The 25966-nt window shown below is 44.7% G+C and carries 26 protein-coding genes; all 26 read right to left on the reverse strand.

The features are described 5' to 3' along the window. Window positions 1-8: 8 nt before the first annotated feature. The 26 genes from argB to QNH28_RS27530 all read right to left on the reverse strand — a co-directional run bounded on the left by argB (window position 9) and on the right by QNH28_RS27530 (window position 25966). A complete protein-coding gene (argB, locus tag QNH28_RS27405; protein WP_042192361.1) occupies window positions 9-839 on the reverse strand; it encodes an acetylglutamate kinase in 831 nt (276 codons plus the stop codon). Window positions 840-880: 41 nt separating this feature from the next. After that, window positions 881-2113: a bifunctional ornithine acetyltransferase/N-acetylglutamate synthase gene (argJ, locus tag QNH28_RS27410; RefSeq protein WP_283909306.1), complete on the reverse strand. Its 1233-nt coding sequence runs from the start codon at window positions 2111-2113 to the stop codon at window positions 881-883. 20 nt (window positions 2114-2133) lie between these two features. Next, window positions 2134-3189, reverse strand: a complete 1056-nt coding sequence (gene argC / locus QNH28_RS27415) for an N-acetyl-gamma-glutamyl-phosphate reductase (protein WP_481858416.1) — start codon at window positions 3187-3189, stop codon at window positions 2134-2136. Window positions 3190-3364: 175 nt separating this feature from the next. Next, a complete protein-coding gene (locus QNH28_RS27420) occupies window positions 3365-4249 on the reverse strand; it encodes a YitT family protein (protein WP_283909307.1) in 885 nt (294 codons plus the stop codon). Window positions 4250-4399: 150 nt separating this feature from the next. After that, window positions 4400-5513 (reverse strand): peptide chain release factor 2 gene (gene prfB, locus QNH28_RS27425; RefSeq protein WP_283909308.1). Its coding sequence is split into 2 segments (ribosomal slippage): window positions 4400-5440 and window positions 5442-5513, totalling 1113 coding nucleotides; the frame shifts between segments, so codons are not numbered across the junction. 365 nt (window positions 5514-5878) lie between these two features. Continuing rightward, window positions 5879-8386: a preprotein translocase subunit SecA gene (gene secA / locus QNH28_RS27430; protein WP_283909309.1), complete on the reverse strand. Its 2508-nt coding sequence runs from the start codon at window positions 8384-8386 to the stop codon at window positions 5879-5881. Window positions 8387-8665: 279 nt separating this feature from the next. After that, window positions 8666-9214, reverse strand: coding sequence for a ribosome hibernation-promoting factor, HPF/YfiA family (gene hpf / locus QNH28_RS27435; RefSeq protein ID WP_042131328.1), 549 nt, complete (start codon window positions 9212-9214; stop codon window positions 8666-8668). Between the two features lie 229 nt (window positions 9215-9443). After that, entirely contained in the window at window positions 9444-10883 is a 1440-nt protein-coding gene (locus tag QNH28_RS27440) for an S-layer homology domain-containing protein (RefSeq protein ID WP_283909310.1), read from the reverse strand. A gap of 386 nt (window positions 10884-11269) precedes the next feature. Further along, window positions 11270-11467, reverse strand: a complete 198-nt coding sequence (locus tag QNH28_RS27445; protein WP_019915069.1) for a cold shock domain-containing protein — start codon at window positions 11465-11467, stop codon at window positions 11270-11272. A gap of 234 nt (window positions 11468-11701) precedes the next feature. Beyond that, window positions 11702-12037 (reverse strand): flagellar protein FliT, encoded by a 336-nt coding sequence (gene fliT / locus QNH28_RS27450; RefSeq protein ID WP_283909311.1) that lies wholly within the window; start codon window positions 12035-12037, stop codon window positions 11702-11704. Then, the gene (fliS, locus tag QNH28_RS27455; protein ID WP_283909312.1) at window positions 12030-12428 is read right to left on the reverse strand and encodes a flagellar export chaperone FliS; all 399 of its coding nucleotides are present in this window, start codon (window positions 12426-12428) and stop codon (window positions 12030-12032) included. Before fliS ends, fliT begins: the two co-directional genes overlap by 8 nt. A gap of 29 nt (window positions 12429-12457) precedes the next feature. After that, entirely contained in the window at window positions 12458-13999 is a 1542-nt protein-coding gene (gene fliD, locus QNH28_RS27460; protein ID WP_283909313.1) for a flagellar filament capping protein FliD, read from the reverse strand. An 18-nt stretch (window positions 14000-14017) separates the two neighbouring features. Beyond that, window positions 14018-14407, reverse strand: a complete 390-nt coding sequence (locus QNH28_RS27465) for a flagellar protein FlaG (protein ID WP_283909314.1) — start codon at window positions 14405-14407, stop codon at window positions 14018-14020. Window positions 14408-14793: 386 nt separating this feature from the next. Then, the gene (locus QNH28_RS27470; protein ID WP_283909315.1) at window positions 14794-15924 is read right to left on the reverse strand and encodes a flagellin N-terminal helical domain-containing protein; all 1131 of its coding nucleotides are present in this window, start codon (window positions 15922-15924) and stop codon (window positions 14794-14796) included. A 242-nt stretch (window positions 15925-16166) separates the two neighbouring features. Further along, a complete protein-coding gene (gene csrA / locus QNH28_RS27475; RefSeq protein ID WP_283912280.1) occupies window positions 16167-16409 on the reverse strand; it encodes a carbon storage regulator CsrA in 243 nt (80 codons plus the stop codon). Between the two features lies 1 nt (window position 16410). Further along, window positions 16411-16857 (reverse strand): flagellar assembly protein FliW, encoded by a 447-nt coding sequence (gene fliW / locus QNH28_RS27480; protein WP_283909316.1) that lies wholly within the window; start codon window positions 16855-16857, stop codon window positions 16411-16413. 117 nt (window positions 16858-16974) lie between these two features. After that, a complete protein-coding gene (locus QNH28_RS27485; protein WP_283909317.1) occupies window positions 16975-17541 on the reverse strand; it encodes a DUF6470 family protein in 567 nt (188 codons plus the stop codon). A 15-nt stretch (window positions 17542-17556) separates the two neighbouring features. Continuing rightward, window positions 17557-18474: a flagellar hook-associated protein FlgL gene (gene flgL / locus QNH28_RS27490; protein WP_283909318.1), complete on the reverse strand. Its 918-nt coding sequence runs from the start codon at window positions 18472-18474 to the stop codon at window positions 17557-17559. 15 nt (window positions 18475-18489) lie between these two features. Continuing rightward, the gene (gene flgK / locus QNH28_RS27495) at window positions 18490-20073 is read right to left on the reverse strand and encodes a flagellar hook-associated protein FlgK (protein ID WP_283909319.1); all 1584 of its coding nucleotides are present in this window, start codon (window positions 20071-20073) and stop codon (window positions 18490-18492) included. 54 nt (window positions 20074-20127) lie between these two features. Next, window positions 20128-20628 carry a flagellar protein FlgN gene (locus QNH28_RS27500; protein ID WP_283909320.1) on the reverse strand — a complete coding sequence of 167 codons (501 nt, stop codon included), beginning with the start codon at window positions 20626-20628 and terminating at the stop codon, window positions 20128-20130. Window positions 20629-20640: 12 nt separating this feature from the next. After that, on the reverse strand, window positions 20641-20925 hold the full coding sequence (flgM, locus tag QNH28_RS27505; protein ID WP_042131340.1) for a flagellar biosynthesis anti-sigma factor FlgM: 285 nt from the start codon (window positions 20923-20925) through the stop codon (window positions 20641-20643). A 102-nt stretch (window positions 20926-21027) separates the two neighbouring features. After that, window positions 21028-21438, reverse strand: coding sequence for a TIGR03826 family flagellar region protein (locus QNH28_RS27510; RefSeq protein ID WP_283909321.1), 411 nt, complete (start codon window positions 21436-21438; stop codon window positions 21028-21030). Between the two features lie 168 nt (window positions 21439-21606). After that, complete coding sequence (locus tag QNH28_RS27515; RefSeq protein ID WP_283909322.1) at window positions 21607-22425, reverse strand: ComFC family protein; 819 nt, start codon at window positions 22423-22425, stop codon at window positions 21607-21609. Then, complete coding sequence (locus QNH28_RS29695) at window positions 22422-23507, reverse strand: helicase-related protein (RefSeq protein ID WP_349655022.1); 1086 nt, start codon at window positions 23505-23507, stop codon at window positions 22422-22424. The genes QNH28_RS27515 and QNH28_RS29695 overlap by 4 nt, the downstream gene beginning before the upstream one ends. Window positions 23508-24559: 1052 nt before the next feature. After that, window positions 24560-25006, reverse strand: a complete 447-nt coding sequence (locus QNH28_RS27525; protein WP_283909323.1) for a glycosyltransferase family A protein — start codon at window positions 25004-25006, stop codon at window positions 24560-24562. A 237-nt stretch (window positions 25007-25243) separates the two neighbouring features. Next, the gene (locus QNH28_RS27530; RefSeq protein WP_042131342.1) at window positions 25244-25966 is read right to left on the reverse strand and encodes a response regulator; all 723 of its coding nucleotides are present in this window, start codon (window positions 25964-25966) and stop codon (window positions 25244-25246) included.

The raw sequence follows: 25966 nt of genomic DNA on the forward strand, positions 1-25966 counted from the left end.
CTATGATTCTACGAACGAATAATACGTGTACCTATCGCTTCACCTTGCAGTACTCGGCTAAGCACCCGCGGTTCTTTTCCATCCACAATAATAACCTCTGAAACGCTGCCTTGAATGCAATCGATAGCTGCCCGTACTTTTGGGATCATGCCGCCGTAGATTTCTCCACTTTCAATTAAAGCTTCGATTTCCTGTACGGTAACGGATGGAAGCACAACCTTTCGACCCTCCACCGTACTCATAATGCCAGGCACATCTGTAACTACGATCATTTGGGGAGACTCTACATAAGAAGCGACTGCCCCTGCTGCTGTATCTGCGTTAATATTGTAGCGCTGACCTGCAGCATCTACACCAATAGGTGCAATGACAGGAATATATCCCATACCTATAATCCCTGTTACGATATCAGCTTTCACTTCCGTTACTTCGCCTACCAAACCTACTTCAGCGCTATTAGCTACGGGTCTAGCAGTAATCATATTTCCATCGATGCCGGATAGCCCTAGAGCTAGACCGCCACTTCCTTGAATTCGCCTTACAATCGCCTTGTTGATACTCCCTGCCAGCGTCATCTCTACGACATCTAGTACTGCCTCGGTGGTTACTCGCAGACCGTTCACGAAGCTGCTTTCAATGCCCAGCTTTGCTAGATTCTCTGAAATGGCTGGCCCTCCGCCATGAACAATTACAGGCTGAATGCCTTCCTGCTGCAAATCTCGTAAATCTTCGAAAAAAGAATCAGGAAGAGCAGCCAGCGTACTGCCGCCGCATTTCATCACAAACAATCCACTACCATCTAATGCATCTATAAGTTCAAGCTCGCTATTTAGCGTCATAAGTTCGGTATCCTTCCCTTGTGGGCTTAAGCCGCCACAAATTAGGTACGGTATGCAGCGTTAATACGCACATAATCGTAAGTTAGGTCACAGCCCCAAGCTGTAGCCTTCCCGGTTCCATCATGCAAATCTACAGTGATCAGCACAGTTTCACTTTTTTGCAAATAGGCCAAAGCCTTCTCCTCATCAAAAGCAACCGGCTTCGAATGCAGTAGCACCTCGATATCACCTAACGAAATGTTCACACGCTCCGGCGATACTGGCACACCCGCGCGTCCAACCGCAGCAATAATCCGTCCCCAGTTCGCATCCGCTCCAAAAATAGCAGATTTCACTAGACTAGAACCCACCACTGTCTTGGCAATCGCTGCAGCAGCTTCGTCATGAACAGCACCATTCACTTGCACCTCAATCAGGTGAGTCGCACCTTCTCCATCACGAGCAATCGCTTTGGCAAGCGTCTGGCACACATACGTAAACCCTGCGGCAAAAGCGTCCCAATCCGGATGCAGTCGAGTCAGCTTCTCATTACCTGCAAGCCCACTGGCCATAGATACTAACATATCATTCGTGCTTGTATCTCCATCAACCGTAATCATATTAAAAGTAACGTTCGTAGCAGAACGAAGTAGACTGTGTAAATCTTCCGCTGAAATATCAGCATCTGTAGTCATAAAACCAAGCATCGTAGCCATGTTAGGATGAATCATCCCGGAGCCCTTCGCGGCTCCAGCAATAATAACTTCTACACCGCCAACAAGCACCTTCACGGCAACCTCTTTTTTAACTAAATCAGTTGTAAGTATGGCCTGACAGAATTCTTCCGCTCCAGCAGCCCCACCGTCCAGCTTTTCTGGTATTGCAGCAATACCGCTGCGTACGCAATCCATCTTCAGCAGCTCACCGATCACACCAGTCGAAGCTACAGCAACATCATTAAGCTCTACGCCCAAATGCTGGGCCGCCGCAGCACGCATCTCATAAGCATCGGCTTCGCCTTGTTCACCTGTGCAGGCATTAGCATTCCCGCTGTTCACAACTACCGCCCGCAACGTTCCGTTCACAAGACTTTCTCGCGTCACCTTCAGCGGAGCCGCCTGAAAAACATTCGTTGTATACACGGCCGCAGCCGTAGCTGGAACCTCACATAGGATGACTCCGAGATCGTTGCGGTCTGTTTTTTTTAATCCACAGTGCAGTCCTCCGGACTTAAATCCTTTAGGTGAAGTAATGCTCCCACTTTCCAAGGCAGTAAATAATTCAATCTCGCTCATGTTATTTGTACCGCTGATCCTTATGGATACACAGGTGTGTAGCCGAGGCCAAGGGTTTCCTCCCATCCCATCATCAAATTAAGGTTCTGTATTGCCTGACCTGCCGCACCTTTTACAACGTTATCTATAACGGAGACTATCGTCACCCGCCCAGTACGAGCATCTGTCGCAAATCCGATATCACAATAATTAGAGCCGCTAACTTCTTTTGTCGCCGGAACGACACCTACATCGCGCACCCGCACATAGGGTCTGCCCGCATAATATTCACGATATAAATCCACAAAATCCTGCTCCGTATAATTGCCAGTCATTCCTGCATACATCGTACTCATAATACCTCGGCTCATTGGCACGAGATGTGTGGTGAACGTTACGGTTACCTTTTCTCCAGCAATCTCCGTGAGTGTCTGCTCGATTTCTGGTATATGTTGATGTTTATTTATTTTATAAGTTTTTAAGTTCTCGTTTATCTCTGCATAATGCACCATCAGGCTCGTTCCGCGTCCTGCTCCGGTAACCCCGGATTTCGCATCAATAATAATACTGCCATGCTTAATCCAGCCTGCCTGAATTGCAGGAATTAGTCCAAGAAGTGTAGCCGTAGGATAACAGCCTGGATTAGATATAAAATCAACCCCAGCCACACGCTCTCCGAATACCTCGCAAAGTCCGTATACAGCCTGTTCTAGGTATTCATCAGCCGGAGCCGTATGTTTGTACCAGTGTTCATACTCTGCGCCATCCTTCAATCGGAAATCACCAGATAGATCTACGACCTTGAGTCCAACTTCCAGCAGCTGCGGCACCAGCTTTGCACTTACACCAGACGGCGTAGCCGTAAAAACGACATCCGCCCGCTCAGCCATCTGCACCGGATCAACGCCATCCAGCCTTCGGTCAATAATGCCCGTCAAATGAGGAAACCCTTCCTCTATCGCATCCCCTGCACTAGATGAGGAAATTACCGAAGTAATCTCTACTTTAGGATGACTTTGTAGTAGCCGAATCAGCTCTACGCCTCCATAACCCGTTGATCCAACAATCGCCGCCCTCAGCTTGCCTTCCACTGTCATCCCCACTTCCTGCTTATCCTGAATATATTATTTAATATAATGCATACCGTCTTAGAAATATGTATTATTATACATCCCTATTAATATAAATACAACATAATATGTGAACTTTATTCTCCCTAAATATAACCTCATTTAGAAAAAAAGAGAAGCGTTACCGCCCCCTTAGGAGAGATTACGCTTCTCTTTTAAATCCTTCGCCTAACACTTCATGTGCTTCGGTAATAATAACAAATGCACTTGTATCTACGGATTGGACAATCGCTTTCAGCCTTGATACTTCATTTTGACCTACCACTACCATCAGAACGGTACGTGCATCGCCAGTATACCCGCCATGTGCGTCCAGCTTTGTCAGACCACGATCCAGATCATTTAATATCGCCGCAGATATTTCCTCTGTCTTGTCCGAGATAATATAAGCAACCTTCGTATAACGGAAGCCTACCTCTATCGCGTTAATGGCCTTACCTGTCACAAACAATCCGATCAGTGCATACAGCGCTTGCTCCATACCAAGTATAAACGCAGCCAGTACAATAACCGTCCCGTCCAGCAGTACTACGGAAACCGAGAAACTTAGACCAGATATCTTTTGAATAATTTGCGCCAAAATCGTAAGTCCACCTGTTGAGCCCCGTCCGCGGAACACAACGCCAAGTCCCACCCCCACACAGATACCGCCATAAATGGAGGCTAAAAGTGGATTGGTTGTAGGTGTAGGTAAATCTTTTGTTAACAAAATAAAGAGCGGCAGCACAAAGCTCCCGAGCAACGAGCGAACGCCGTATTGTTTCCCCAGGAAGATTACTCCGAGCACAAACAGCGGGATATTAAGTGCCCATTGCGTAAATGCCGGTTCAGCCCCAAACCAAGCTTCAGCCAATACAGAAAGACCCGATACACCACCAGAAGCTATATGATTAGGCAGGAAAAAAAGATTAAAACCCAGTGCCGTGATTAGCGAGCCCATCAGAATAAGCGTTGTATCTACCACATGACGGACGGGTCCATTCAGTGGAATCAGCGGGGGTTTATTACGAGAATTGATTTTTTGCATTTCATGGCGCTCCTTAAAGTGTCATCTTGCTCTACGTAAGAAGAAACGGCTATTCCATCCATATTGAAGAATGGTATCCGTTTCCCCTAAAAAATATAAAGATAAAGTATGGAGTAAGCTTATACTTTCCTATATTCCCGAAAAAATCCCTTAATCCGCCTCAACCTTGATCTGGCTACGCAAGTACCCATCAATGAATGCGTCCAGGTCTCCGTCCATTACTGCACCCACATTACCTGTTTCCACAGAAGTGCGGTGATCCTTGACCATGTTATACGGATGGAATACATAAGAACGAATCTGACTGCCCCAAGCGATATCGGATTGCTCGCCACGAATCTCATCCAATTGCTGCTGCTGTTCTTGCAGTTTGCGCTCATAGAGCTTGGAACGCAGCATCTTCATCGCTTGTTCCCGGTTCTTGATCTGTGAACGTTCGTTCTGACAGGTTACCACCACACCCGAAGGCAAGTGAGTAATCCGTACCGCAGAGTCTGTAGTATTGATATGCTGTCCACCGGCACCACTCGCACGATACGTATCGATCTTAAGATCCTCAGTCCGAATCTCAACTTCTACATCATCCGCTATTTCCGGAACGACATCACAGGATACAAAAGAGGTATGCCGTCTGCCCGAAGAGTCAAAAGGAGAAATCCGTACCAGCCGATGTACACCCTTTTCAGCTTTCAGATATCCGTAGGCGTTGAAGCCTTTAATGAGCAGGGTAACACTCTTGATTCCCGCTTCATCACCCGGCAAATAATCTAGCACCTCAACCTTAAATCCACGTTTCTCAGCCCAACGTGTGTACATCCGCAGCAGCATTTGACCCCAGTCTTGGGATTCCGTTCCGCCTGCACCTGGATGAAGCTCTAAGATAGCATTTAGCTTGTCGTAAGGCTGGTTAAGCAGCAATTGCAACTCGAATTCATCTACTTTACTGCCTAAGCTGCTGATCGTCTCACCAATTTCTGTTGCCAGATCTTCATCGCCCTCTTCATCCGCAAGCTCTGCCATCATCGCAGCATCATCGTATTCCTGTTGAAGCTTCTCGTATTGATCTACGGAAGATTTCACAGCGTTCATCTCGGCGATTACGCTTTGTGCTTGCTCACTATTATCCCAGAATCCTGGAGCCGCCATTTTCTCTTCAAAGTTAGAAATCATCTCTTGCTTAAGATCTAAGTCAAAGAGACCCCCTAAGATCAGTTAGTTTCTTGCCTATTTCACGCAGATCCTGCTTTACATTTGGTTCTATCATAGGTCACTTCACCTTTCAAAATGGGTTGTTACGGTCTTCGCTATTGGAAAGTTAGTAATGAGTGAATGTTCAGCCATTCCGAGAAGGATTGGACTTCCGATCGCTGTTATCCTCAGATTCCTTGATTAGATAACCGCACTTGCGGTTGGAATCTGAAGATAAAGGCGAGCGCTACGCTTCTCCAGTTCCAAACCTTCTCTCCATTCCTCATTCGCTCGAATACTAAATATCCAAAAAAGCGACTGGGCCGTAAACGGGGGATACCCCCGGGCCCAGCCGCTCCTTATGGTTAGTATACCCATAGAGATCAGGGTTAAAGACTTACATCTTCAACACCTGAATATGAGCGTTACTAAACGTTTGTCTTATGCGTTTTGACCGTGGCAATTCTTGTACTTCTTGCCGCTTCCGCAAGGGCAAAGATCGTTACGGCCAGTCACAGCCTCAACATGAACCGGGCGTTTCTCAACAGGTTCGCTGTTTGTAGAGATCTTGTCTTCATCAATAACGGATTGACGTTCCTGATTCGCCTCGATGTGAGCCTTCATAATATAAGTAGCTACTTCTTCTTGAATCGTAGCAGTCATAGTATTAAACATCTCAAAGCCTTCGAATTGATACTCGCGAAGTGGATCCGTACCACCGTAAGCACGCAAGTGAATCCCTTGTCGCAATTGATCCATTGCATCAATATGATCCATCCATTTGCTGTCTACGGAACGAAGCACGATTACCTTCTCGAATTCACGTACGAGTTCTGAGCCGAGACGCTCTTCACGTGCAGCATATTTCTCAAGCACACGTTCGAAAATAAACTCGATGATCTCCTCTGCTTCCTTGCCCCATAGAATATCACGGGTCAAAGCACCTTCTTCAAGCAGCTTGCTATTTACGTAATCAGCAACTTCTTGCAGTTCCCAGTTCTCAGGAATATCATCGCTACAGTGTGCAAGAACGATACGCTCAATTACTGGCTTGATCATTTCAAGCACGATATCTTTAATATTGTCAGACTCCAGAATCTCACGGCGTTGTTTATAAATAATTTCACGCTGTTGATTCATCACGTCATCATATTGCAATACGACTTTACGGATATCAAAGTTATTGCCTTCAACACGTTTCTGAGCAGATTCTACAGCACGTGTGATCATCCGGCTCTCAATCGGCTGATCTTCCTCGAATCCGAGACGATCCATCATAGTCAGAACGTTGTCAGCGCCAAAACGCTTCATAAGCTCATCACCAAGCGACAAGTAGAACTGTGTAGAACCAGGGTCACCTTGACGACCCGCACGACCCCGCAGCTGGTTATCAATTCGGCGCGATTCATGACGCTCTGTACCAATGATATGCAGACCTCCAAGATCTGTCACACCTTCACCCAGAACGATGTCCGTACCACGTCCAGCCATGTTGGTAGCAATCGTAACTGTACCTGGCTGACCTGCATGGGTAATGATTTCCGCTTCTGCAGCATGGTGCTTCGCGTTAAGCACTTGGTGTCTAACGCCTTTGCGCTTCAGCATTTCAGATACGAGCTCTGAATTCTCGATCGACACTGTACCAACCAATACAGGCTGGTTCTTTTTGTGACGTTCTACAATTTCTTCAACAACAGCTTTGAACTTACCGTTCTCACTCTTGTAGACAACATCCGGCATATCATCACGCTTGTTCGGCTTATTGGTAGGAACCTGAAGAACTTCAAGACCATAAATCTTCTTAAATTCTTCTTCTTCAGTCTTCGCTGTACCTGTCATACCACCGAGTTTACGATACATACGGAAGTAGTTCTGGAATGTGATCGTTGCAAGAGTCATACTCTCATTCTGTACTTCGATTTCTTCCTTCGCTTCAATCGCTTGGTGCAACCCATCGCTATAGCGACGACCTGACATTAGACGTCCTGTAAATTCATCAACAATAACGACCTCACCCTCGTTTACAACGTAGTCTACGTCACGACGCATAATTACGTTTGCTTTTAGGGCTTGGACGATATGGTGATTCAAGGTTACATGACTGTGATCATACAAGTTCTCAATACCAAAAGCGCGCTCAGCAGTAGCTACACCTTTCTCAGTCAAGGCAACAGACTTCACTTTAATATCAACCGTGTAGTCTTCTTCAGCCTTAAGCTTTTTCACGAAACGGTCTGCTGAAAAATACAATTCTGTAGACTTCTCAGCTTGTCCGGAAATAATAAGCGGTGTACGTGCTTCATCAATAAGAATAGAGTCCACTTCATCAATAATACAGAAGTACAGAGGGCGCTGAACCATTTGCTCTTTATAAAGCACCATGTTGTCACGCAAATAATCGAAACCAAATTCGTTGTTCGTGCCATACGTAATATCGCAGGCATAAGCAGCTTGTTTATCAGCATGGTCCATACCGCTCAGGTTAACCCCAACCGTCATGCCCAGGAAGTTATAGATTTGTGCCATTTGTGCGCTGTCGCGCTGAGCCAAATAGTCATTGACCGTTACTACGTGTACGCCTTTACTTAGCAAAGCATTCAAATACACTGGCAATGTACCTACTAGTGTCTTACCTTCACCAGTCTTCATCTCGGAGATTCGGCCTTCATGCAGAGCCATACCACCAATCAACTGCACATCAAAATGCCGCATACCAAGTGTCCGCTTGGAAGCTTCACGTACGGTAGCAAATGCTTCGGGAAGAATTTCTTCCAAAGTTTCGCCTTTTTCAATACGGGCACGGAATTCTGCTGTCTTAGCTTGTAATTCTTCATCAGATAGCTTTACAAATTCCGGTTCCAATCCATTAATTACATCGACTGTCTTCATGAGACGTTTAACGTCACGATCGTTGGTGTCTCCGAATATTTTCTTTACAAGTCCTAGCATGGTTAACCCCTTTCATGCAACACAGATGGTGGAACCGAGCCCATCCTCACAAAATTGAAAGGGCCATTTATAAATTCGATTCCGCTGCTTCATAAATTGTAACAGTTTGTAAGAGATGCCGCAATACAAGGTGTATCAGCCACATTTTTCAAATATAGTCGCTTATACGCACAAGAGCCCTATTCGCTGCAAGCGAATAGGGGCTCGGTTTAAATTTCTTAGGTTCTGACTAACTCTCGAGGCCCTTTATACTTAGAGCATAACTGGCATCATTGTATCTTAGCCCTGTTCAATCAGTCCATATTTACCATCATCACGTTTGTAAACTACGCTTACTTCCGAGGTGTCGATATTGGAAAACACAAAGAAATTATGTCCTACCATGTTCATTTGAAGAATTGCTTCTTCCACATCCATCGGCTTCATCGTAAAGCGTTTGTTCCGCACAACTTCTAAATCATCATAATCTTGTTCTTCTACAGCAACAGCGGTACTAGCTCCATCCACAAACAGCGTCTTCAGTCCCTCTTGACGGAACTTACGATTGATCTTCGTTTTGTGTTTGCGAATTTGACGTTCCAGCTTGTCCACAACGGCATCTATGGAAGCATACATGTCATCGCTGCGGTCTTCCGCACGAAGCGTCACGCCAGCAAGCGGAATGGTTACTTCCACCGTATGAAGGCCGCGAACTACGCCAAGCGTCACAGACCCTTCAGAGGTAGGGGGTGCTTCGAAATACTTCTCAAGTTTGCTGAGCTTCTTATCAACATACTCTCTCAAAGCGTCGGTCACGTCAATTTGTTGACCTCGAATGGTGAATTGCATGGCCACTCCTCCTTTAGTTACACCTTCATTATACCAAATTGTTAAGCCTAAGTAAAAAGTAATTCCTTACAGCCCTTACAATTAGATAACAAATATTGTCCTAGTGTTCACAAATAAAACAAGTCCGGCAAGAGCAACTATTCGCCTCACCGGACCAAAAGTAAACCTGTCGTTATTATAGTACGAATTCCATTCTTATATTCCCTAACTGAAACAGTATAAGTTCAAGTTACTTGGTATGGATTTGAATGATTTCTACAGGTGACAATTGTGTACCTGATCCTGTAACAAGGTATACCTTATAGGCAGTATTGGCTGTCAATCCATTCAACGGTTGCGTATGTTTTACGCCTGGAGTAATCGTAGGTGTACCAGTCCACGGAGCGTTCAATGCAGCACCTGTACTATCCTGCCCCGCAGCAATCTGTGCTGCACTAGGTGCTTTATCATTTGCCGGCAATACTACATATCTTACAGGAGCTGTATCACCACTTGTCGCACCATACTTAATATATACATCTGCTGTAACTGTACCTACATTTCCAGGTTCAAAAAGTGTAACTGAGCTAGCAGTTGCCTGGGCGGTAGTTAAACGAACGGTTGTAACATCAGATAGTTTACCCGAAGCATCGGCTACCGCAATATAAGTTGCATACTCCGTACCAGGATTCAATCCGTAAACCGAGAAGGTAACTCTCGTATTTTCTACAGTAGCAGTGCTACCATGATGTTCGCTTGCAGTTCCGTCACTCAGCTGTCCTTTTTCCACCTGCAATGCACTCGGTGCAGTTACGTTAGCAGTATAAGGAGCTACAACATAGTACACTGAGCCCGTTACGGAAGATGTCAGGTATACATCGGCTGTTACCGAACCAACGTTACCATAGGTTGCCCCACTTACGGTTGGTGTTGTGACACTTCCGTTATCGCCGCCAGATCCACCACCACTTCCACCACCCGTACTACCACCTGGAGTAGCTGTTGGGGTAGGGGTAGCTGTTGGTGTCGGAGTAGCCGTTGGCGTTGGGGTAGGAATTACTCCACCACCTGTGCCGCTACCTGGGTAATAGATGACTGAGGTATTGATGATACCTACAGCCTCTGCACGTGTTAACGATTTCTTAGGACCGAAGGTTCCATCCGGATAACCGTTAATAATCTTTTTATCCGCTGCAGCGGCTACTGCACCTTTTGCCCATGCTGCAATTTGTGCATTGTCTTTAAATTTGCTAGTAGTGCTATTGGTGCTCAATTTAAGTAATTTCGCAGCCATTACTGCTGCCTCTTGTCTTGTGAGCGGACTATTAGGACGGAACGTATTGTCCTCGTATCCTCCGATATAACCAGCTTCCACAGCTTTAGCCACTTCACTGTAGTTCCAGTTCGTGCTTTTCATATCTTTAAAGTTTACAGTGGCTTTTTCTTTAAAACCGAACAGGCGATTTACTAGAGTCACATACTCTCCACGTGTAATTGCCTTGTTTGGTTTAACTGTACCGTCTGGGTATCCTCCAAGGTATCCACTATCTAGCCATTCCTGTAGCTGAGCTTGGGCCCAGTGACCTTGAATATCCTTAGGTACGGAGGCGGCAGATACGCTGCCAAGAGATCCTAATAACATACTAACTCCTAAAACTCCGGTCATAAGACCACGCAACTTCTTTTTCATCCTGCTAATCATCCTCCTAAAAGTTTTGATAGCGTAGGCTATATGGATCTCTTCTCGGAGTATTGGCCTAGGCTAACATAGTGTGCGTCGAGGTAAGATAAACAGCTCAACGTATACCTATTACCCACATTTAGAAGAGTTCTAACATTTTCCATATTATAAATTTACAAAGTACGCTATTTTCTTTCTATTAACTGCCTTGATAGAGGCTTATGAGTGCACAAAATATCCCCACAAAGTGGAGCTTTACTTCGATGCATACTCAGGTACTTTGCGGGGGCTCCAAGCACACAAAAAAAGGACCTTGGGAGAATTCCCAAGATCCTTGCTAGCGCTGTCTAAATTGCTAACCATCTACTTATATGTAGGTCGGCTTAGCCGTATGATTATAATTTGATTACGTTAGCTGCTTGTGGTCCGCGTGCACCTTCAACGATATCGAACTCTACGGATTGGCCTTCATCCAAAGTCTTAAAACCATCAGTTTGAATCGCGGAAAAGTGTACGAATACGTCGCCACCGTCTGCAGTCTCGATAAAACCATAACCTTTTTCTGCGTTAAACCATTTTACTTTACCTTCCATTGATTAAACATTCCCTTCGTCATCAGATGAACGTGAGTCTTGCTCACAAATCGACTATACCACCGTAACTTCTTCATTGTCAATTGGAAAAGTAAATGTTTACATGCAATAATTTACCACGTAAAATAGGACAGTTTATTTTCCATAATCAAGAAATAACTGCGGCGTAACGATTAAAAAAGAGTAGACGGTATTTGATACCCGTCTACTCCTATAGTGAAACACTGAAATCATTTATTTTCTGCGATCCATTAGAAAGCTATCTGGGGTGTACGCGGCCTCGTAGGCGCTGCGCTGTACCTTGGCCTGATTGCGTTTCTGCAGCCAGTCTTGGGCTTCCAAACGAAGCGCGTTCATTCTGTCTAAGATCACATTGTCGTATTCCAAAATTCGATTAATTTCTTGTTTTTGTGCATGTGTCGACTTACAAATTCCGGCTTGTTCTGCAATTGAGTCGACAAGCTCCTGACGATCCTCGACAAAAAGTTCTAACTCCTCATAGGTAGTCTCATCGAGTCTGTCCGTAATGCCTAAGGTCAGTTCTCTCAGGCTCTGAATTAACTCATCCATGAGCACTTTCAGCCTGTCCTTGGCCTGCAGCGATTTTAGATGCCTGTAGCCAAGTTTCCCGAAGTTCTGTAAGGTAGCCGATAGCCTCTTCCGCTTTTTCTGCGCTCTTGCGGATGTTAGCCTCAATTAAAAGATAATTTGTATATTCATAAAGTGAATACAGATTACTAGATACCTCATACGAGTAGTCCAATGTACTCATTAATTCACTTATAATCGTTTGAGCTTTGCCAAAATTAAGATTTGTCTTCTCATAGTCCTGTTTGCTGAGACCATCCATCGCTGTTCTTACGAAACGAATAGCCCCATCGTAAAGCATGACTACCAACTGCGCAGGCGTTGAGGTTTTGACAGAAGATTGGCGATACTTGTCATAAGGAGATGTTATCAATAATGTCACCCTCTATTTTATAATTATCTTTAACTGGAAGTGGAGAAGAGACTGTTTGACTGTGACTGTAACTTGTTCATTGCCGTTTCCATGGCTGAAAACTGCTTGTAGTAGCGTGTTTCGGCATTATTTAAATTCGTTAGCATAGTAGCTATGCGCGAATTATATTCTTTAAGTTTCTTTCCCATAACACTTTCTTCTTTAAAAGTACTAGTCAGATCTGCGGTAAATTTATTTGTTCCTGCACGCTTTGAAATACTCTCCAAAGGTATAGCTAATTGATCGCCCAATTTATCGAACAGACCCTCGTTCGGTGCACTTGCAGGACCTTGGAACAAATCTATAACACTCTGAGGATTATTAATAAGTGCCTGTTTTAGTTTTTTCTCATCTAAAATAAGCTTTCCTCCCTCTGTATAAGTACCAGTTGTAATACCCATGTCACTTAATTTACCTAGATTTTCAGTGATAATCATGCGCATAGAGGATATTGTAGATGTTAAGATATCATCATTTTTCAAAAGACCGCTTTGAGCCTTTTGTGTCCAAGTCAGAATCTCACTTTCCTTCATTTCCTTCTTTTGTTCTTCCGTCAAAGGAGTATAGTCGCTATACTTGGCTTCACTTACTTTTGAGTTTAATAATTTCAGTAGACTATTATAATCTTCCACAAAGCTCTTAATTGTCTCTATAGCTTTATCCGGATCCGATTGACTACTAATTTTTGTTGTTCCATTTGTCCCAGTCTCCGCCAGCAATGTAAGCTGTATACCGTTTATAGTGAAGGTATTGCTCTTTTGTTTTATCTCATCTGAACCATTAATTTTGACAATCGCATCAACTCCTGGCTTTAAAGGCTTAACGCCTTTAAAAACTTCAGTAAGGATAGAATTTTCCGAACCCAACTCTATTTTACCATCCTTACTTGTACTGCCATCGATCGGAGCGCCAAGTGCCTTGGAGCGAATAATGAGCTGTCCGGTGATTTCATCAAAGCTAGCATTCACATTAGCTTCGCTATTTGCATTAATTGTTGAAACTAAAGTACCAATGGAAGTAGTGCCGTTGAATAAGGATTGTATATTCCCATCCTTATCCTTAGTACTAAACGTGACTCCATTAATATTCAAAGTGTAATTTTTTTCCTTTTCCGAATCAGTAAGATCATCATACTTTTTACCTGTTACCAATTCTGCCAATGTAGTTTTACTAGTCTTATTTAATCCAACTCCAATTGTCTCTAGGGTTGTACTTGTTGCTAATTGGTTAACTGTGACTTCCATATCTATTCCATTTGCATTGGCTGTCGCTTCGGCTTTTACTGCACTGGTGTTACCTGTGACAACCGCCTTATTTGCATTTAATGCAGATGAAACATTGTATTTATCTGTCAACTTATTAATTCGAAAATCATAAAGTTTACTACTGATTTCACGATAACTATCTCTAGTCCAATTTAATATTTCCTTCTGTTGATATAGTTTGTTCAAGGGGACTTTCTTAGCCGTCATCATATTCTTGACTAAGCTATCAATATCCATCCCTGAGAACCCATTTATTCTTGTAACCATTATAGCACCTCTTTATTTCTAGATTTTCTCGTCTATGAGTATACCTGCAATTTCCATCATTTTTGCTACAAGATCCAGAGTTTTCTCTGGAGGAACTTCACGAATAAGTTCACCAGTATCTTTATTGAGTACCTTGACCATAATATCATGTGTTTTTTCGTGGATGCTAATTTCTAGCGTGGTCTGGGGTCCTTGTAGAGATTTCACTGCTCGTTCAATGGTTCGAATGAGTTGTTCCTCGGCAACTGAAACGTTTACACCTTGCTTCTCTTTCAAACTCATTTCCTTAGCATCCCGAATAACGGCTGCTTTACTATCGGATTTCACTTGTTCAGTACCAGACGTTACATCAGGTCTGCTCTGTCCTCTCATTACAGAACTAGCAGACAGGGAAAACTGTACATTCATAAACCCTGACCTCCAACGACGCTCATTTTATACATTATATATCGGTTTTTTTCAGGGATAATTTAGGACTTACCTAAGATAAAATAGAAATCCACTAGTGGTTTTTCTGACACTTTACGTTGAACCGTGATAGACTTTGCCATTATCTACTTAAAAGCTTGCAAGACATCCACACCTTGCTTCAACTAAAAAAGATTATTATAAAATACCAATCGTCCATGTAATTGGTTTAATAATAAAAAAGCCTCTCCGCAGGAAGGCTTTTTTATTATTAAACCAACTTCATATGAGTATATACTGTAATATAAAGTCTCCTTATACTCCATAGTTCCTATACAAACAAAAGAGATCCTAGATAGACTAGGATCTCTTTAAATTCTTTAAGATTAACGAAGCAATTGCAGCACACCTTGTGGCTGTTGATTAGCTTGAGCAAGCATTGCTTGAGCTGCTTGAGCAAGAATATTGTTTTTAGTCTGCTCCATCATTTCTTTAGCCATATCTACGTCACGCACACGGGACTCAGCGGCTGTAAGGTTTTCAGAAGATGTTCCCAAGTTGTTAATAGTATGCTCCAAGCGATTTTGGACAGATCCCAAGTTAGCTCTAGCTTCGGAAACACTTTTAATTGCATTATCCAACGATGTGATAGATGTCTGTGCTTTATCAGCAGTCAAGATATCGTTTCCAGCAACACCGAGGGCCGTTGCATCCATATTACCAATAGAAACTTCAATGGTTTGGTTAGCATTAGCACCAATTTGGAATTTAGTAGCAGATGCAGCTACTGATACTGTACTAGCAGGGTTCCCGCCAAAGCTACCAGCTGCAAGGGAGGAATTCGCTGTAAATGAGAATCCCAGTTTGTCGAAGTTGATAGTACTCGAGTTTGCTCCAGTAGGAATAGCAACATCATCTAATTCTTGAGTTACCGAGTTACCAGCAGCATCTGTAAACGAGGCAGTAATTTTAACCGTGCCAGCAGCAGTTCCAGCAGCGCTTTTGAGAACAATATCTCCTACACCTGAACCACCAGCATTGAAATTAGTTACACCTTTTCCTGCAACGATATCAGCGCCTGCAGTAGCTGTTGCTCCAAGCCCACCTTTTAACAGAGTCTGGGTATTAAATTCTGTTTGGTCAGCAATACGAGTTACTTCTGATTTCAATTGTTGGAATTCTTTATCCAGTGATGCCCGATCATCAGCAGTATTAGTTGCAGTGGAAGATTGAACGGAAAGTTCACGCATACGTTGAAGAATGCTGTGAGTTTCGTTCAATGCGCCTTCAGCTGTTTGAATCAAAGAGATACCATCTTGAGCATTACGGGAAGCTTGATCCAAACCGCGGATTTGGCCACGCATTTTTTCGGAGATTGCCAGACCAGCTGCATCATCACCTGCACGGTTGATGCGAAGACCTGAAGACAATTTCTCGATATTTTTACTAGTGTTAGCAGTATTAATAGACAATTGACGGTGAGTATTTAGCGCCGGTACGTTGTGGTTAATAATCATTTGATATTTCCTCCCTGAAATTAAGTTAGTTCCACATCCATGTGGTAAACGCCGATCCATTAAGGTCGGCCGCCCTGCCGGGTCAGCGTCTAATACATATATCGACCGTATGTGCCCAACTGTTTAGAGCAATTCGAAGTTTTTTGAAATTTTTCGGTTAAATTTTCTCCAAAATAAAATAAAAAAACCGAGTCTGCAATTAGCAGTACCAGGTTATGGATTATTTGTGGGTAATATGTAAATTATTCTTTCTTATTTACACCACTAAGTAGATGGATCAGTGTATTTAGATCAGACTGCTGTGGAGCAACAGACTCTCGGTTAGCCTCTTGGATCGAGAGGTATACCTCTTTACGAAAAATATCAACATGCTTGGGTGCAGAAATACCAACCTTTACTATGTCACCATCCACGCTTAAGATTGTCAGCTCGATCTGATCTTGGATGACAATGGACTCTCCTTTTTTGCGGGAAAGTACGAGCATATCATCCACCATCCTTTCCATCAATAACCGGCTGCTCTTGCAGTAGGCTATGCTTCGTATGATAAGGTGTCTTATGCAGCACGATTTGTTTGCCAGTATGTCCTACAGGATTCAATACAATAGGAGCAAGAAGATTAATCGTGGACTGCTCGGTTTGTTCCTTCAGCGTAATAACACAACGAACGATAACCTCATTGTCTATACCTAGTTCTTCAGCTTCATCATCCGGTAACTCAAACTCATAGGACGGATAAAAAACAAATGGATCACCTAGCAGAAAAGATAATCCTTTACTTTTAATTGACTGTAGATACCAAAAAGGTGTCTCATCCATCGTGATCAAAGCAAAGTCTGTTTCTTCATCAAAGCCGGGTAATCCTTTGGGGAAATGATACAATTGCTCTTCATCTAATTCCAGTTTGCCCCAAGATAGCGTTTCTATAATCATTTTATTCACTCCTCAAAAGTTTCGCAGCGCAAAACTAACCATTAACGAAATCCTAATACATTTTATAAAGCACAAAAGCTATAGAGGCGCTTTCTGGCACATCTATAGCTTAAAAAGCTATAATTGAACATTCAATTCTGGTGGAATAAACTGAATCGAAGCGTATTGCTGCATATAAACCTTAAACTTGCCACGGGTATATTCAATCTCCGGATTATGTCTCTCGACCTGAATATCCACTACTGCAGCTCGAAAATGAATTTGTGGGGCTCTCGTTTCAAAGTGAATATCCACATTATCATACGATGCTGGACCACAGGTCTCCGGAAAGGATTGTGGTTCGGTGTCTACTCCGTATACTTCTGCTATCGTATTGCCAGGTCTAAAAAACTGTGCCATCCGATTCCCTTGCTCGACCTTTCTGGCAATTCCCTGAAGATATAACTGTTGAATACCAGAATAAATCCGTTTGTTCATATCCATCATTTTTCCTCCGTTAAAAGCCTCCCAAACACGGGACTGATCAATAGTAAGCTCAGGTCTATTGGATTGAACCGTTAATTCACCCGGAGTGGTCGTTATATTAACCTCAGCTTTAGGCTGAGTGATTGAATATGTGCCCGGATCAGCATCAATACCAATCACAGCAGGCGTCTGACGGATTTGCAATATCGGCTGAAGCAACGGGAACCACCTCCGTTATCTTATAAAATCCACGAGAGTTGTGGAAATAATCTTTGCACCCACAGATAAGGAGGCATTATAGATATTTTCTTGAATCTTCGAATTCATAATCAAACCTTCGTAATCGGCATCTTCTGTCTTGGCTTGAAGATCCGTTAAGTTTACATTCAAATCACTAAGTCGATCTTGCATCAATTCAACACGATTAGTTTTAGCCCCTATTTCAGAGCGGGCCGTCAGAATTTTTTCCACCCTTGTATCAATTGAAGCGAGCTGCGCCGATATTCCTGAGGAATCTCCGGACTTCAAAGCACTTGATAATTGATTAATGATCGCAAACAAATTATCTGCATCGCCGGTATTACCGAATACGTCATTACCAGTTGTACTGATTGGCATACGTACACCTTCACCTACAATAAACTGAATCTGCCCGTTATCCGTAGTAATCGGCTTAGATACATCATATGTACCATCTGCACCTTTAGAAAAATCATAAGGTTTGCTAGTGTATTGCTCACCATTAAAAATATATTTCCCGTTCAGTGTACTATTAGCGATATCGACAAGCTGCTCTTTAAGCTGCATCAATTCTTCATTAATACTATCGAGCGCAGATTGTGGATTAGTCCCTGTCGCAGCCTGTACGGATAGTTCACGAATCTTCTGTACAACATCTCCGGCCTGCCCTAGAACTGTATCATTATAATCCAGCCATGAAAGAGCGCTATCTACATTCTTTGTATATTGCTCGTTAGATGAAAGCTCCGCACGATAGCGAAGGGAATACGTAATCCCAACCGGATCATCGGAAGGCTTGTTAATTTTTCGTCCGCTTGAAAGCTGTAACTGTGTGTCGTTCATCGTACGAGCATTACGGTTTAGGTTAAGCAGAAGCTGTGAATTCATCATGTTAGAGGTTACTCTCAACATACGCTATATCTCCTTTTATCTGCCGACTGTGCCGGTGGAATTAATCAATTTGTCGAGCAGTTCATCAAAAGTAGTCATAAAACGCGCAGCAGCACTATAAGCATGCTGGAACACGAGCATATTCGACATTTCTTCATCCAGTGAAACACCACTGACTGATTGACGACGGGAGTTAACCTGCTCTACCAGATAATCTGAGTTATCAGTTTGACGCGCTGCCTCCTGCGATTGAATACCGAGCTGACCAACCATAGAGCCTAGAAGCCCACCCACAGTATTGCTAACTTTACCGTCTGGCGTAGTGAATTTACTATCCTTGAGGTTCGTCAATAAAAGAGCCAAGGTGTTATTTCCTTTAACAACCTGCGTTTTACCATCAGCATCAACAGTTGTACGCAGTGAGGTTGCGAATAAACTTACATCCGCAGCAATTTCCGGATTCAACTTGATCGTTCCAGCATCACCAGAGGTTACAAAGAAATCACGACCAGCGCTTCCATCCATCGCATAACCTAACTTGTGAAGTCCGTTCAAGCCTTTGACAATGGTCTTAGCGTCCTCATACATCGTTGCTCCCTTAGGCATTGCTTGACCAGCGGCCAAAGTAACTACGGTTCCATCCGCTTGCTTAATCTTGGCATCATTAGTTAACACGGTACCTTCAGGAAGATTGGAACCAGCCGGTATTGTAATTTCAACGTCACCAGTAGCAATCGTACTAGCCATATCGTTGAGTTGTTTCTTGTAGTCGGTAACATAAGTATTTTTGGAGAAAATCATTCCGTAAGCTTCGCCGCCCTTCAAAGTGCCAGCGGCATAAGCATTATTAAGAAATGCACTATCTACGTTTGCAGTAACTTCTCCGCCCTCTACCAGTGGCTGTCCACCCAGAGAAACGTTATAACCAGCTTCCGTTTCCACAACGGTAATATTAGCAATTTTGGATAGCTTGTCCGCCATCAGATCGCGTTGATCGCGTAAATCATTCGCCTGATCGCCCATACCCTCAATCTTATAAATCGATTTATTCAGATCTGCGATAGCGGTCAGGTAGCCCTGAGCCTCTTTTGCTTTAACGTCAATATTAGTAGTTAGATCCCGATCAAGATTATCTAATTGCGTGCTCATATAATTCATGGCATCGGTCAAAGATTGTGCAGTTTGCACTACAATCTTACGAGCAGTAGGATCCTCAGGGTTTTTACTAAGGTCAGACCATGATTTCCAGAAGTTGTCCAGCACCGTACGAATACCTGTATCCGATGGTTCATTAACAATCGCTTCTAGTTTAGAGAGGGTATCTGCTTGAAGCTTCCAGTTCCCAAATGCAGAATTCTCACCACGGTACTGATCATCCAGAAACATTTCCCGAATCCGATCGATAGATGAGAATTCCACCCCTGTGCCCATTTGACCGGGAACGGTAGATTTATTAAATCCGTACGCTTCAATAGGTAAAGCAGCCTTCATATTTACACGTTGACGAGTATAACCCTCGGTATTCGCATTTGCGATATTGTGTCCAGTCGTATTAAGAGCTGCGGTCTGAGTAAAAAGGCTGCGTCTCGCCGTCTCTATCGAGTGAAATGTGGATGTCATGCTGCTTACTCCTCCTTATGTTCTGCTCTGAGAGAACACTTCATCAGTACAATTCTAGCCTCGTGCATCAAAAATCCCCGACCGATTCACGCCATTGCCTTTGTCGGACGGACGATGATATGTGATATCCTGATTCGGTCTTCCGACCAGCAGATCCAAAGAATAATCTATAAAAGTAAGCGACTGTTCTATCAGCTTCTGATTAAGCTCATTTGCTTCTTTCAAGCGGTACAAAGTGCCAGAAAGCTTCTGCTGAATATGCAGCAGTCGTGCCTTGTCTTCAGGGTCAAATATAAGTCTGGACAGCTCAGTTAGGTTCAGGTTCAGGTTGGAACGAATACCTACGCCTTGCAAAACGGTATATGCTGCCGCGATTCGCTGTTCCTCGAGCTGTCCAATTAGTTTCATTAGCTTGGACTCACGGTTCAGGATGTCGATTAATGCATCCACCTTGTTGTCCATAATCGTCTGTTTTTTCTCAGCGGCCAGCTCTAGCATTTGGTTATGCACTTCGTCCAGCCGCTCCAATAGTTCTATTAATGTCGTCAATGCCATGGATGGTTTCACCTAATTCTCGGAGGATTGCTTAAAGTAAGGGGCGAGTTTCTCTGCTAGCTTAGCTGCATCTACTTGATAGGTACCTGCGGAGACCTGTTGCTTCAAACTGTCGATCTTAAGTGCACGTTCAGCATCATTACCAGAATTCTGTGCTTGCAAGAGCTGAATTGCTTCATCAGAGATCGAAACCTCATCCTTGCGTGAACTTTTCTTCATTTGTTCCTGCCTTTGCGCATCCGCGCTGCGTTGATACGGATTAATCGCGTTAATTCGTCCGGTCTCGTTAATTTTCATAACTTCACCTTCCTTCTAATATAAAAAAGCCGATAATCTTTACTAAGTTTATCGGCGTAGACTGAAACATACTTTATAGCTGCAAACGTTTTTTTGCAGATTTTATAGGCCACGCAATTTGTCTATGGCACGATATGCACCGTCTGTTGTCTTTTTAGTAGTATCCTCAGCAGCACTTTCCTTTGCAGCATTGGTGAGATCCTTCCTGAGCCGAGTACGGCAGGTATCACACATATGCCCATCGCGAATCAGCGTTCCACACACCTCGCAGGGATACATCATATTAGGAGCATTTGCTATAGATATCCGGCCCTCTCGAATAAAGCGGGTGATCTCCTTAATCGAAATTCCCGTAGCATCGGACAGCTCTTGAATGTTGGTTCCTTTGTTTTCCCGCAAATAATCTACGCAGATCTCATAATCATGCTCCAGCTCTTTGATGCAGGGCTGGCACAACCCCATAAGATTCTTAACAAACAACCGGCCGCACCTTGGACAATTGTCTAGATTCATAACAAGCAGCCGCTCCTCTCCGTACATTCTGTACAACGCATAATATCCTTATGCTCCTAGATTACATGATTGCAAAGAATTCGTCTATGGGACGGAAGAAACGCTATTACGGGCATGGATCTCTTCAAAAAGTGAATGGACTGTTCACAATCATGCATTTCGCTCTCCTTAGGAACGTGCCCAAGTTAGGCTATACAGCTCTACCGCATAACCATAATTTGAACCCATTTGTTGTATGATCTCAGCGCACGCACGAATGGTACTGCCCGTTGTATAAATATCATCAACAATAATAATCCGAAGAGGACGAATTAGAGATACCTCACTATTCATCCAATCCGCAAATTGTGTTGTTACTGCCGGATTCTCCGCAAAAGCGTGCTTCATATCCGCTAGTCGTTCCGCTCGGCTCTTAAAGCTCTGTTTTCCCGTATGATGTGTGCGGATCAGCAGCGGAAGCTGTGGAATCTTCCTACATCTAGATAGCACATCAGCCAATCTTTCCGCTTGATTAAATCCTCGCTCCATTAGCCGGGAATCACTGACAGGCACTGGCACTAACAAATCAGCAGACCAAGAACGATAGATGATGAATGGTTTTCGGGATAAAAGAGCGCTCTGCTTCTCTTTTTTTAGGGTTAGATAGGCTCTATCCAGCATGAGGCCTAGTAAAGGGGCATACCGTTCATTCCCGCGATATTTATACTGACCCAACCATTCTCGCATAACACTAGTGTAAGCCACTGCACTTCGATTACAAATAATCGGTGACGGTTCACTACTGCGGGTACAGTCAGGACAGCCCACATGCCGACCACATTTCATGCAACGAGGGGAACGTATCCAAGGAATGGATTCTACGCATATTCTGCAAACTCCAGGAAATTGTGAAGATCCAGGATTACGCTTGCCGCAGGTTAAGCATGGAGTTACGGAAGGGGACAAGAGTGCCCGAGATTTGGTTAACCATGAGAACAGGGAGCTCATCTCGGCGCCTCCTTGCTAATGTATCCTTTACGGCGAGCGATGATGTTCATAGTACGGATCTGGGAGATCGCTCCTCGCTGTGATCGGGTCCACTGGGGAGAGGCAAATAGAACACGCCCAGCAGGATCATCCTTAGATCGCCCGGCACGTCCAGCCATCTGAACCAAGGAGGCTTCGTCAAAAAGATTGCTATCCGCATCCAAAATAAATACATCGCTGCGTGGGACTGTAACTCCTCGTTCCAGAATCGTAGTCGTTACTAATAGGGAGATAGCCCGGTCGCGAAAAGCAGTTACCTTCTCTGCCCGGAAGGAATCTTTGGAGGAAGTACCCTCGATAACTACGCCTGGAAAGCTCCGACGAAGCAGAACCAGTAATCCTTCAATATGTGCAATACGCGACACAAAACAAAAGATTTGCGCCTCGCGCTCGAGCGACCTACGAAGCGTATGTATGAGAGATCTAGGTATATTTCCACGCTTTAGGCATGTTTGAATGGATGTCATGGTCAGATGCTGCGGCACAGGCAAGGGATGACCATGGAAGCGGACAGGTACTCTTGCATGTGAAAGTCTACCTGAGCGTACCAACCGCTGCATTTCTTGCGGTGGTGTGGCTGATAAGTAGATAAAAGAGCCATCTACCTTACAGGCTTGCTCTGCGGCATAAGCCAACATAGGATCATTGTGGTAGGGAAATGCGTCCAGCTCGTCAATGATTACGAGATCAAAGCCTCGATGGAAGCGCAGCAGCTGATGGGTGGTCGCGAGCGTTAAGCGACCACTCACCCAGCGTTCTGCGCTGCCGCCATAAAGCACGGCGAGAGTCTCCGCCGGGAAAGCTTTTGCTAGCCGCGGAGCGAGCTCGAGTACGACGTCGCGGCGCGGCGTTGCTACGAGCGCCCGCCCACCGGCGGCGAGCACGGCCTCTAGGAGCGGGAAGATCATCTCTGTCTTCCCGGCTCCCGTTACTGCCCAGAGCAGAAACCGCTCTGGGTATGAATTGGCGGAGCGCTCACGCCGCTCCGCCAGAAAACCCAGCGCAGCGCCAGCGGCTCCCGCCTGCGCTGGCTTAACCCCCACCGGCCTGCGGCCGCGGTGGGATCAAGGGCGGCCGTGCATCGCACGGCCGGAAGCGCTGCGCTGCGCAGCAGCAGCGCGTAAGCCCGGCTGCGCCCAATTGCGAGGCAGGCCTCGCAATAGGCGCAGCCCATAAGGCCGCACGTGGCGCATGCCGTGCGGCCGGTGGGAGCGCTGCCGCAGCGCAGGCAGCGCGAAACCGCGCGGCGGGCGACAGCGCCGCGCAACAACAAGTGCGGCAGCTTAGCCGCCGCACGCGCCAGAGCGCCAGCACCAGCAGGGAGCTGGCGGGCCCTTGCCCCGTGCGCAGCCGGGGCATCACAACCTATGGCGGCTGTCAACTCCAGCCGCCCCTGTAGATACGCCAGTTGTGCCGCCTGGCGCCAACGACCTGTCAGCTCTGGCAACCTCTCTGCCAGCAGCGTTTCTATTTCCGGCTGCAGTAAAGAGCGGCCGGCCACAGCCCACGATAGTTGTTCTGCCTCCGATTCCAGTAAAGCATAATCGAGATCATTCCCTCTACTGTAACTTCTGCAATCATTGTTCTTCTTACCCTGTTCTATCATCCAACCTGATTCATAAGCCCGCCATAGCGACACCCTCTCACTAAGCCACTCTTCCTCGCCTTTTCCTCCTGCTCCCCTCTCCTCCTTCAACTCAGGCTCGAGGACCCCACTCATATATTGTCTCCACTCTTTAGCCCCCCAGTTCCTCATCCCATCTCTTTGTTTAAAACAATCGCGCAGCTTCACCGCCCACCCCAGCGGCAGCGCAGGAGATAATAAAACCAGCTTGTCCTCCGTTACTAAGCCTCTACCTTGACTCTCCAGCCCAGCGCCAGACCACCACCATCTATCTACTGTAAGATCTAAAGAAATCCAAACACTCCAGATCCCCCTACATTCCAAGGCATATACAGCAGCTCGCATAAAATCGGCCTCCTTAAGTCTCACCATTAATCACTCTTGCCCACACCACTTTCCCAGCCTCTAACGCAAAAAGCACACTCCTCCATTTCTTGGAGAGTGTGCTTCACCCGTTACTCACATATTCACTTAAGATCTGTCGCGCTTTGATTCGCATCCCCTACTTCCTGCCATCCCCATAAAAGGCAACGAAACAGACTGCCCTGACAACCGCAAGTCTACCACAATCCCTTGTTGCCCCAACTCTTCTTCACTCACCTGAAAGGTGTACATAGATGTTGCAAGATCGATAGAGCAGCCACTATCGGCCAGCCTGGAAACAATTCCAAGGGTTCCATCGCTCGAGCCATCATCCATGAACGTTACTCGAAATCGTTTTCCGGTTAAAAAAGCTTGAAATGTCAGCGCCCGAATGTACCATTCCACAACAGATGCATGATTGCGGGTAATCAAAATATAATGAATCCATTTCACGGACTGCGGTGTCTGCCGCACCTTCTGCCGATTATGCAGCATATGAATAATCACTGCAGCGGATACATAAACAGCCGCAATCCATATCAACTGGGCTACCATGGAGATGCACCTCCTCTGTATACCAACACTATATGCCGGCTTTAAAAGGTCGGTGACTGCCCAGCGTTCCTATCAAGCATAAACGCCTTCGGCGTCCTTGTAAGGACGGTAAGCGTTTAAGCGAGAAATATAAGACATAAAGTATGGTGTAAAACTTATACTTTCTTATATTTTAAAGAAACAAGCTGAGCTCTCCTTGATTTCATTCCTATATGTACCGTAAATCTGTAAAAATTTTTATAAAGTAACCCAACCATACTTGATCGAGTTGATTACTGCTTGCGTACGATCATCCACTTCCATTTTTTGCAAAATACTGCTAACATGGTTTTTGACCGTTTTTTCACTAATAAATAAATACTCACCGATCATTTTGTTACTCTTACCTTCCGCCATTAGCCGTAGTACTTCTGCTTCACGACGTGTTAGAGGATTGTTATCACCAGCTACAAATTTAACACCAGCTTCTTTCACTACTGTATCCGCAGCTACTCCAGTCTCATTAAGATAAGTCATACGCCGCAATTGATTGATTAGCTTTCCGGTAACCTTTGGATGGATAAATGCGTGTCCCTCACAGACCGAACGGATCGCATTAATAAGAGATTCAGCCTCCATATCCTTCAATAAATAACCATTGGCACCCTTACGAAGGGTTTCAAACACATAACTCTCATCATCATGAATCGATAAAATAATAACCTTAACCTCCGGGAACATTTCCCGCAGCTTTTGAGTGGCCTCCACGCCATTCTCAATAGGCATATTAATATCCATAAGTACGATGTCTGGCTTAGTTCCGTTACAGAACTCTAATACTTGGATACCGTCACCACATTCACCGATGACTTCGATATCCTCCTCCATATTCAAAATACGTTTCAGCCCTTCACGAAAAAGCTGATGATCATCCGCCAAAAGAACTTTAATGGGCGTTTTAGTAGAGTTTAAGTTCTCCAT

This window comes from Paenibacillus sp. G2S3 (genome assembly GCF_030123105.1).
Taxonomy (GTDB): Bacteria; Bacillota; Bacilli; order Paenibacillales; family Paenibacillaceae; genus Paenibacillus_AQ.

Coding starts and splice junctions, on each gene's coding strand:
- argB (WP_042192361.1), bottom strand. CDS start 839: ATGACGCTAAATAGCGAGCTTGAACTTATAGATGCATTAGATGGTAGT.
- argJ (WP_283909306.1), bottom strand. CDS start 2,113: ATGAGCGAGATTGAATTATTTACTGCCTTGGAAAGTGGGAGCATTACT.
- argC (WP_481858416.1), bottom strand. CDS start 3,189: ATGACAGTGGAAGGCAAGCTGAGGGCGGCGATTGTTGGATCAACGGGT.
- QNH28_RS27420 (WP_283909307.1), bottom strand. CDS start 4,249: ATGCAAAAAATCAATTCTCGTAATAAACCCCCGCTGATTCCACTGAAT.
- secA (WP_283909309.1), bottom strand. CDS start 8,386: ATGCTAGGACTTGTAAAGAAAATATTCGGAGACACCAACGATCGTGAC.
- hpf (WP_042131328.1), bottom strand. CDS start 9,214: ATGCAATTCACCATTCGAGGTCAACAAATTGACGTGACCGACGCTTTG.
- QNH28_RS27440 (WP_283909310.1), bottom strand. CDS start 10,883: ATGAAAAAGAAGTTGCGTGGTCTTATGACCGGAGTTTTAGGAGTTAGT.
- QNH28_RS27445 (WP_019915069.1), bottom strand. CDS start 11,467: ATGGAAGGTAAAGTAAAATGGTTTAACGCAGAAAAAGGTTATGGTTTT.
- fliT (WP_283909311.1), bottom strand. CDS start 12,037: ATGGATGAGTTAATTCAGAGCCTGAGAGAACTGACCTTAGGCATTACG.
- fliD (WP_283909313.1), bottom strand. CDS start 13,999: ATGGTTACAAGAATAAATGGGTTCTCAGGGATGGATATTGATAGCTTA.
- QNH28_RS27465 (WP_283909314.1), bottom strand. CDS start 14,407: ATGAATGTACAGTTTTCCCTGTCTGCTAGTTCTGTAATGAGAGGACAG.
- QNH28_RS27470 (WP_283909315.1), bottom strand. CDS start 15,924: ATGATTATTAACCACAACGTACCGGCGCTAAATACTCACCGTCAATTG.
- csrA (WP_283912280.1), bottom strand. CDS start 16,409: ATGCTCGTACTTTCCCGCAAAAAAGGAGAGTCCATTGTCATCCAAGAT.
- fliW (WP_283909316.1), bottom strand. CDS start 16,857: ATGATTATAGAAACGCTATCTTGGGGCAAACTGGAATTAGATGAAGAG.
- flgL (WP_283909318.1), bottom strand. CDS start 18,474: ATGTTGAGAGTAACCTCTAACATGATGAATTCACAGCTTCTGCTTAAC.
- flgK (WP_283909319.1), bottom strand. CDS start 20,073: ATGACATCCACATTTCACTCGATAGAGACGGCGAGACGCAGCCTTTTT.
- QNH28_RS27500 (WP_283909320.1), bottom strand. CDS start 20,628: ATGGCATTGACGACATTAATAGAACTATTGGAGCGGCTGGACGAAGTG.
- flgM (WP_042131340.1), bottom strand. CDS start 20,925: ATGAAAATTAACGAGACCGGACGAATTAACGCGATTAATCCGTATCAA.
- QNH28_RS27510 (WP_283909321.1), bottom strand. CDS start 21,438: ATGAATCTAGACAATTGTCCAAGGTGCGGCCGGTTGTTTGTTAAGAAT.
- QNH28_RS27515 (WP_283909322.1), bottom strand. CDS start 22,425: ATGAGCTCCCTGTTCTCATGGTTAACCAAATCTCGGGCACTCTTGTCC.
- QNH28_RS27525 (WP_283909323.1), bottom strand. CDS start 25,006: ATGGTAGCCCAGTTGATATGGATTGCGGCTGTTTATGTATCCGCTGCA.
- QNH28_RS27530 (WP_042131342.1), bottom strand. CDS start 25,966: ATGGAGAACTTAAACTCTACTAAAACGCCCATTAAAGTTCTTTTGGCG.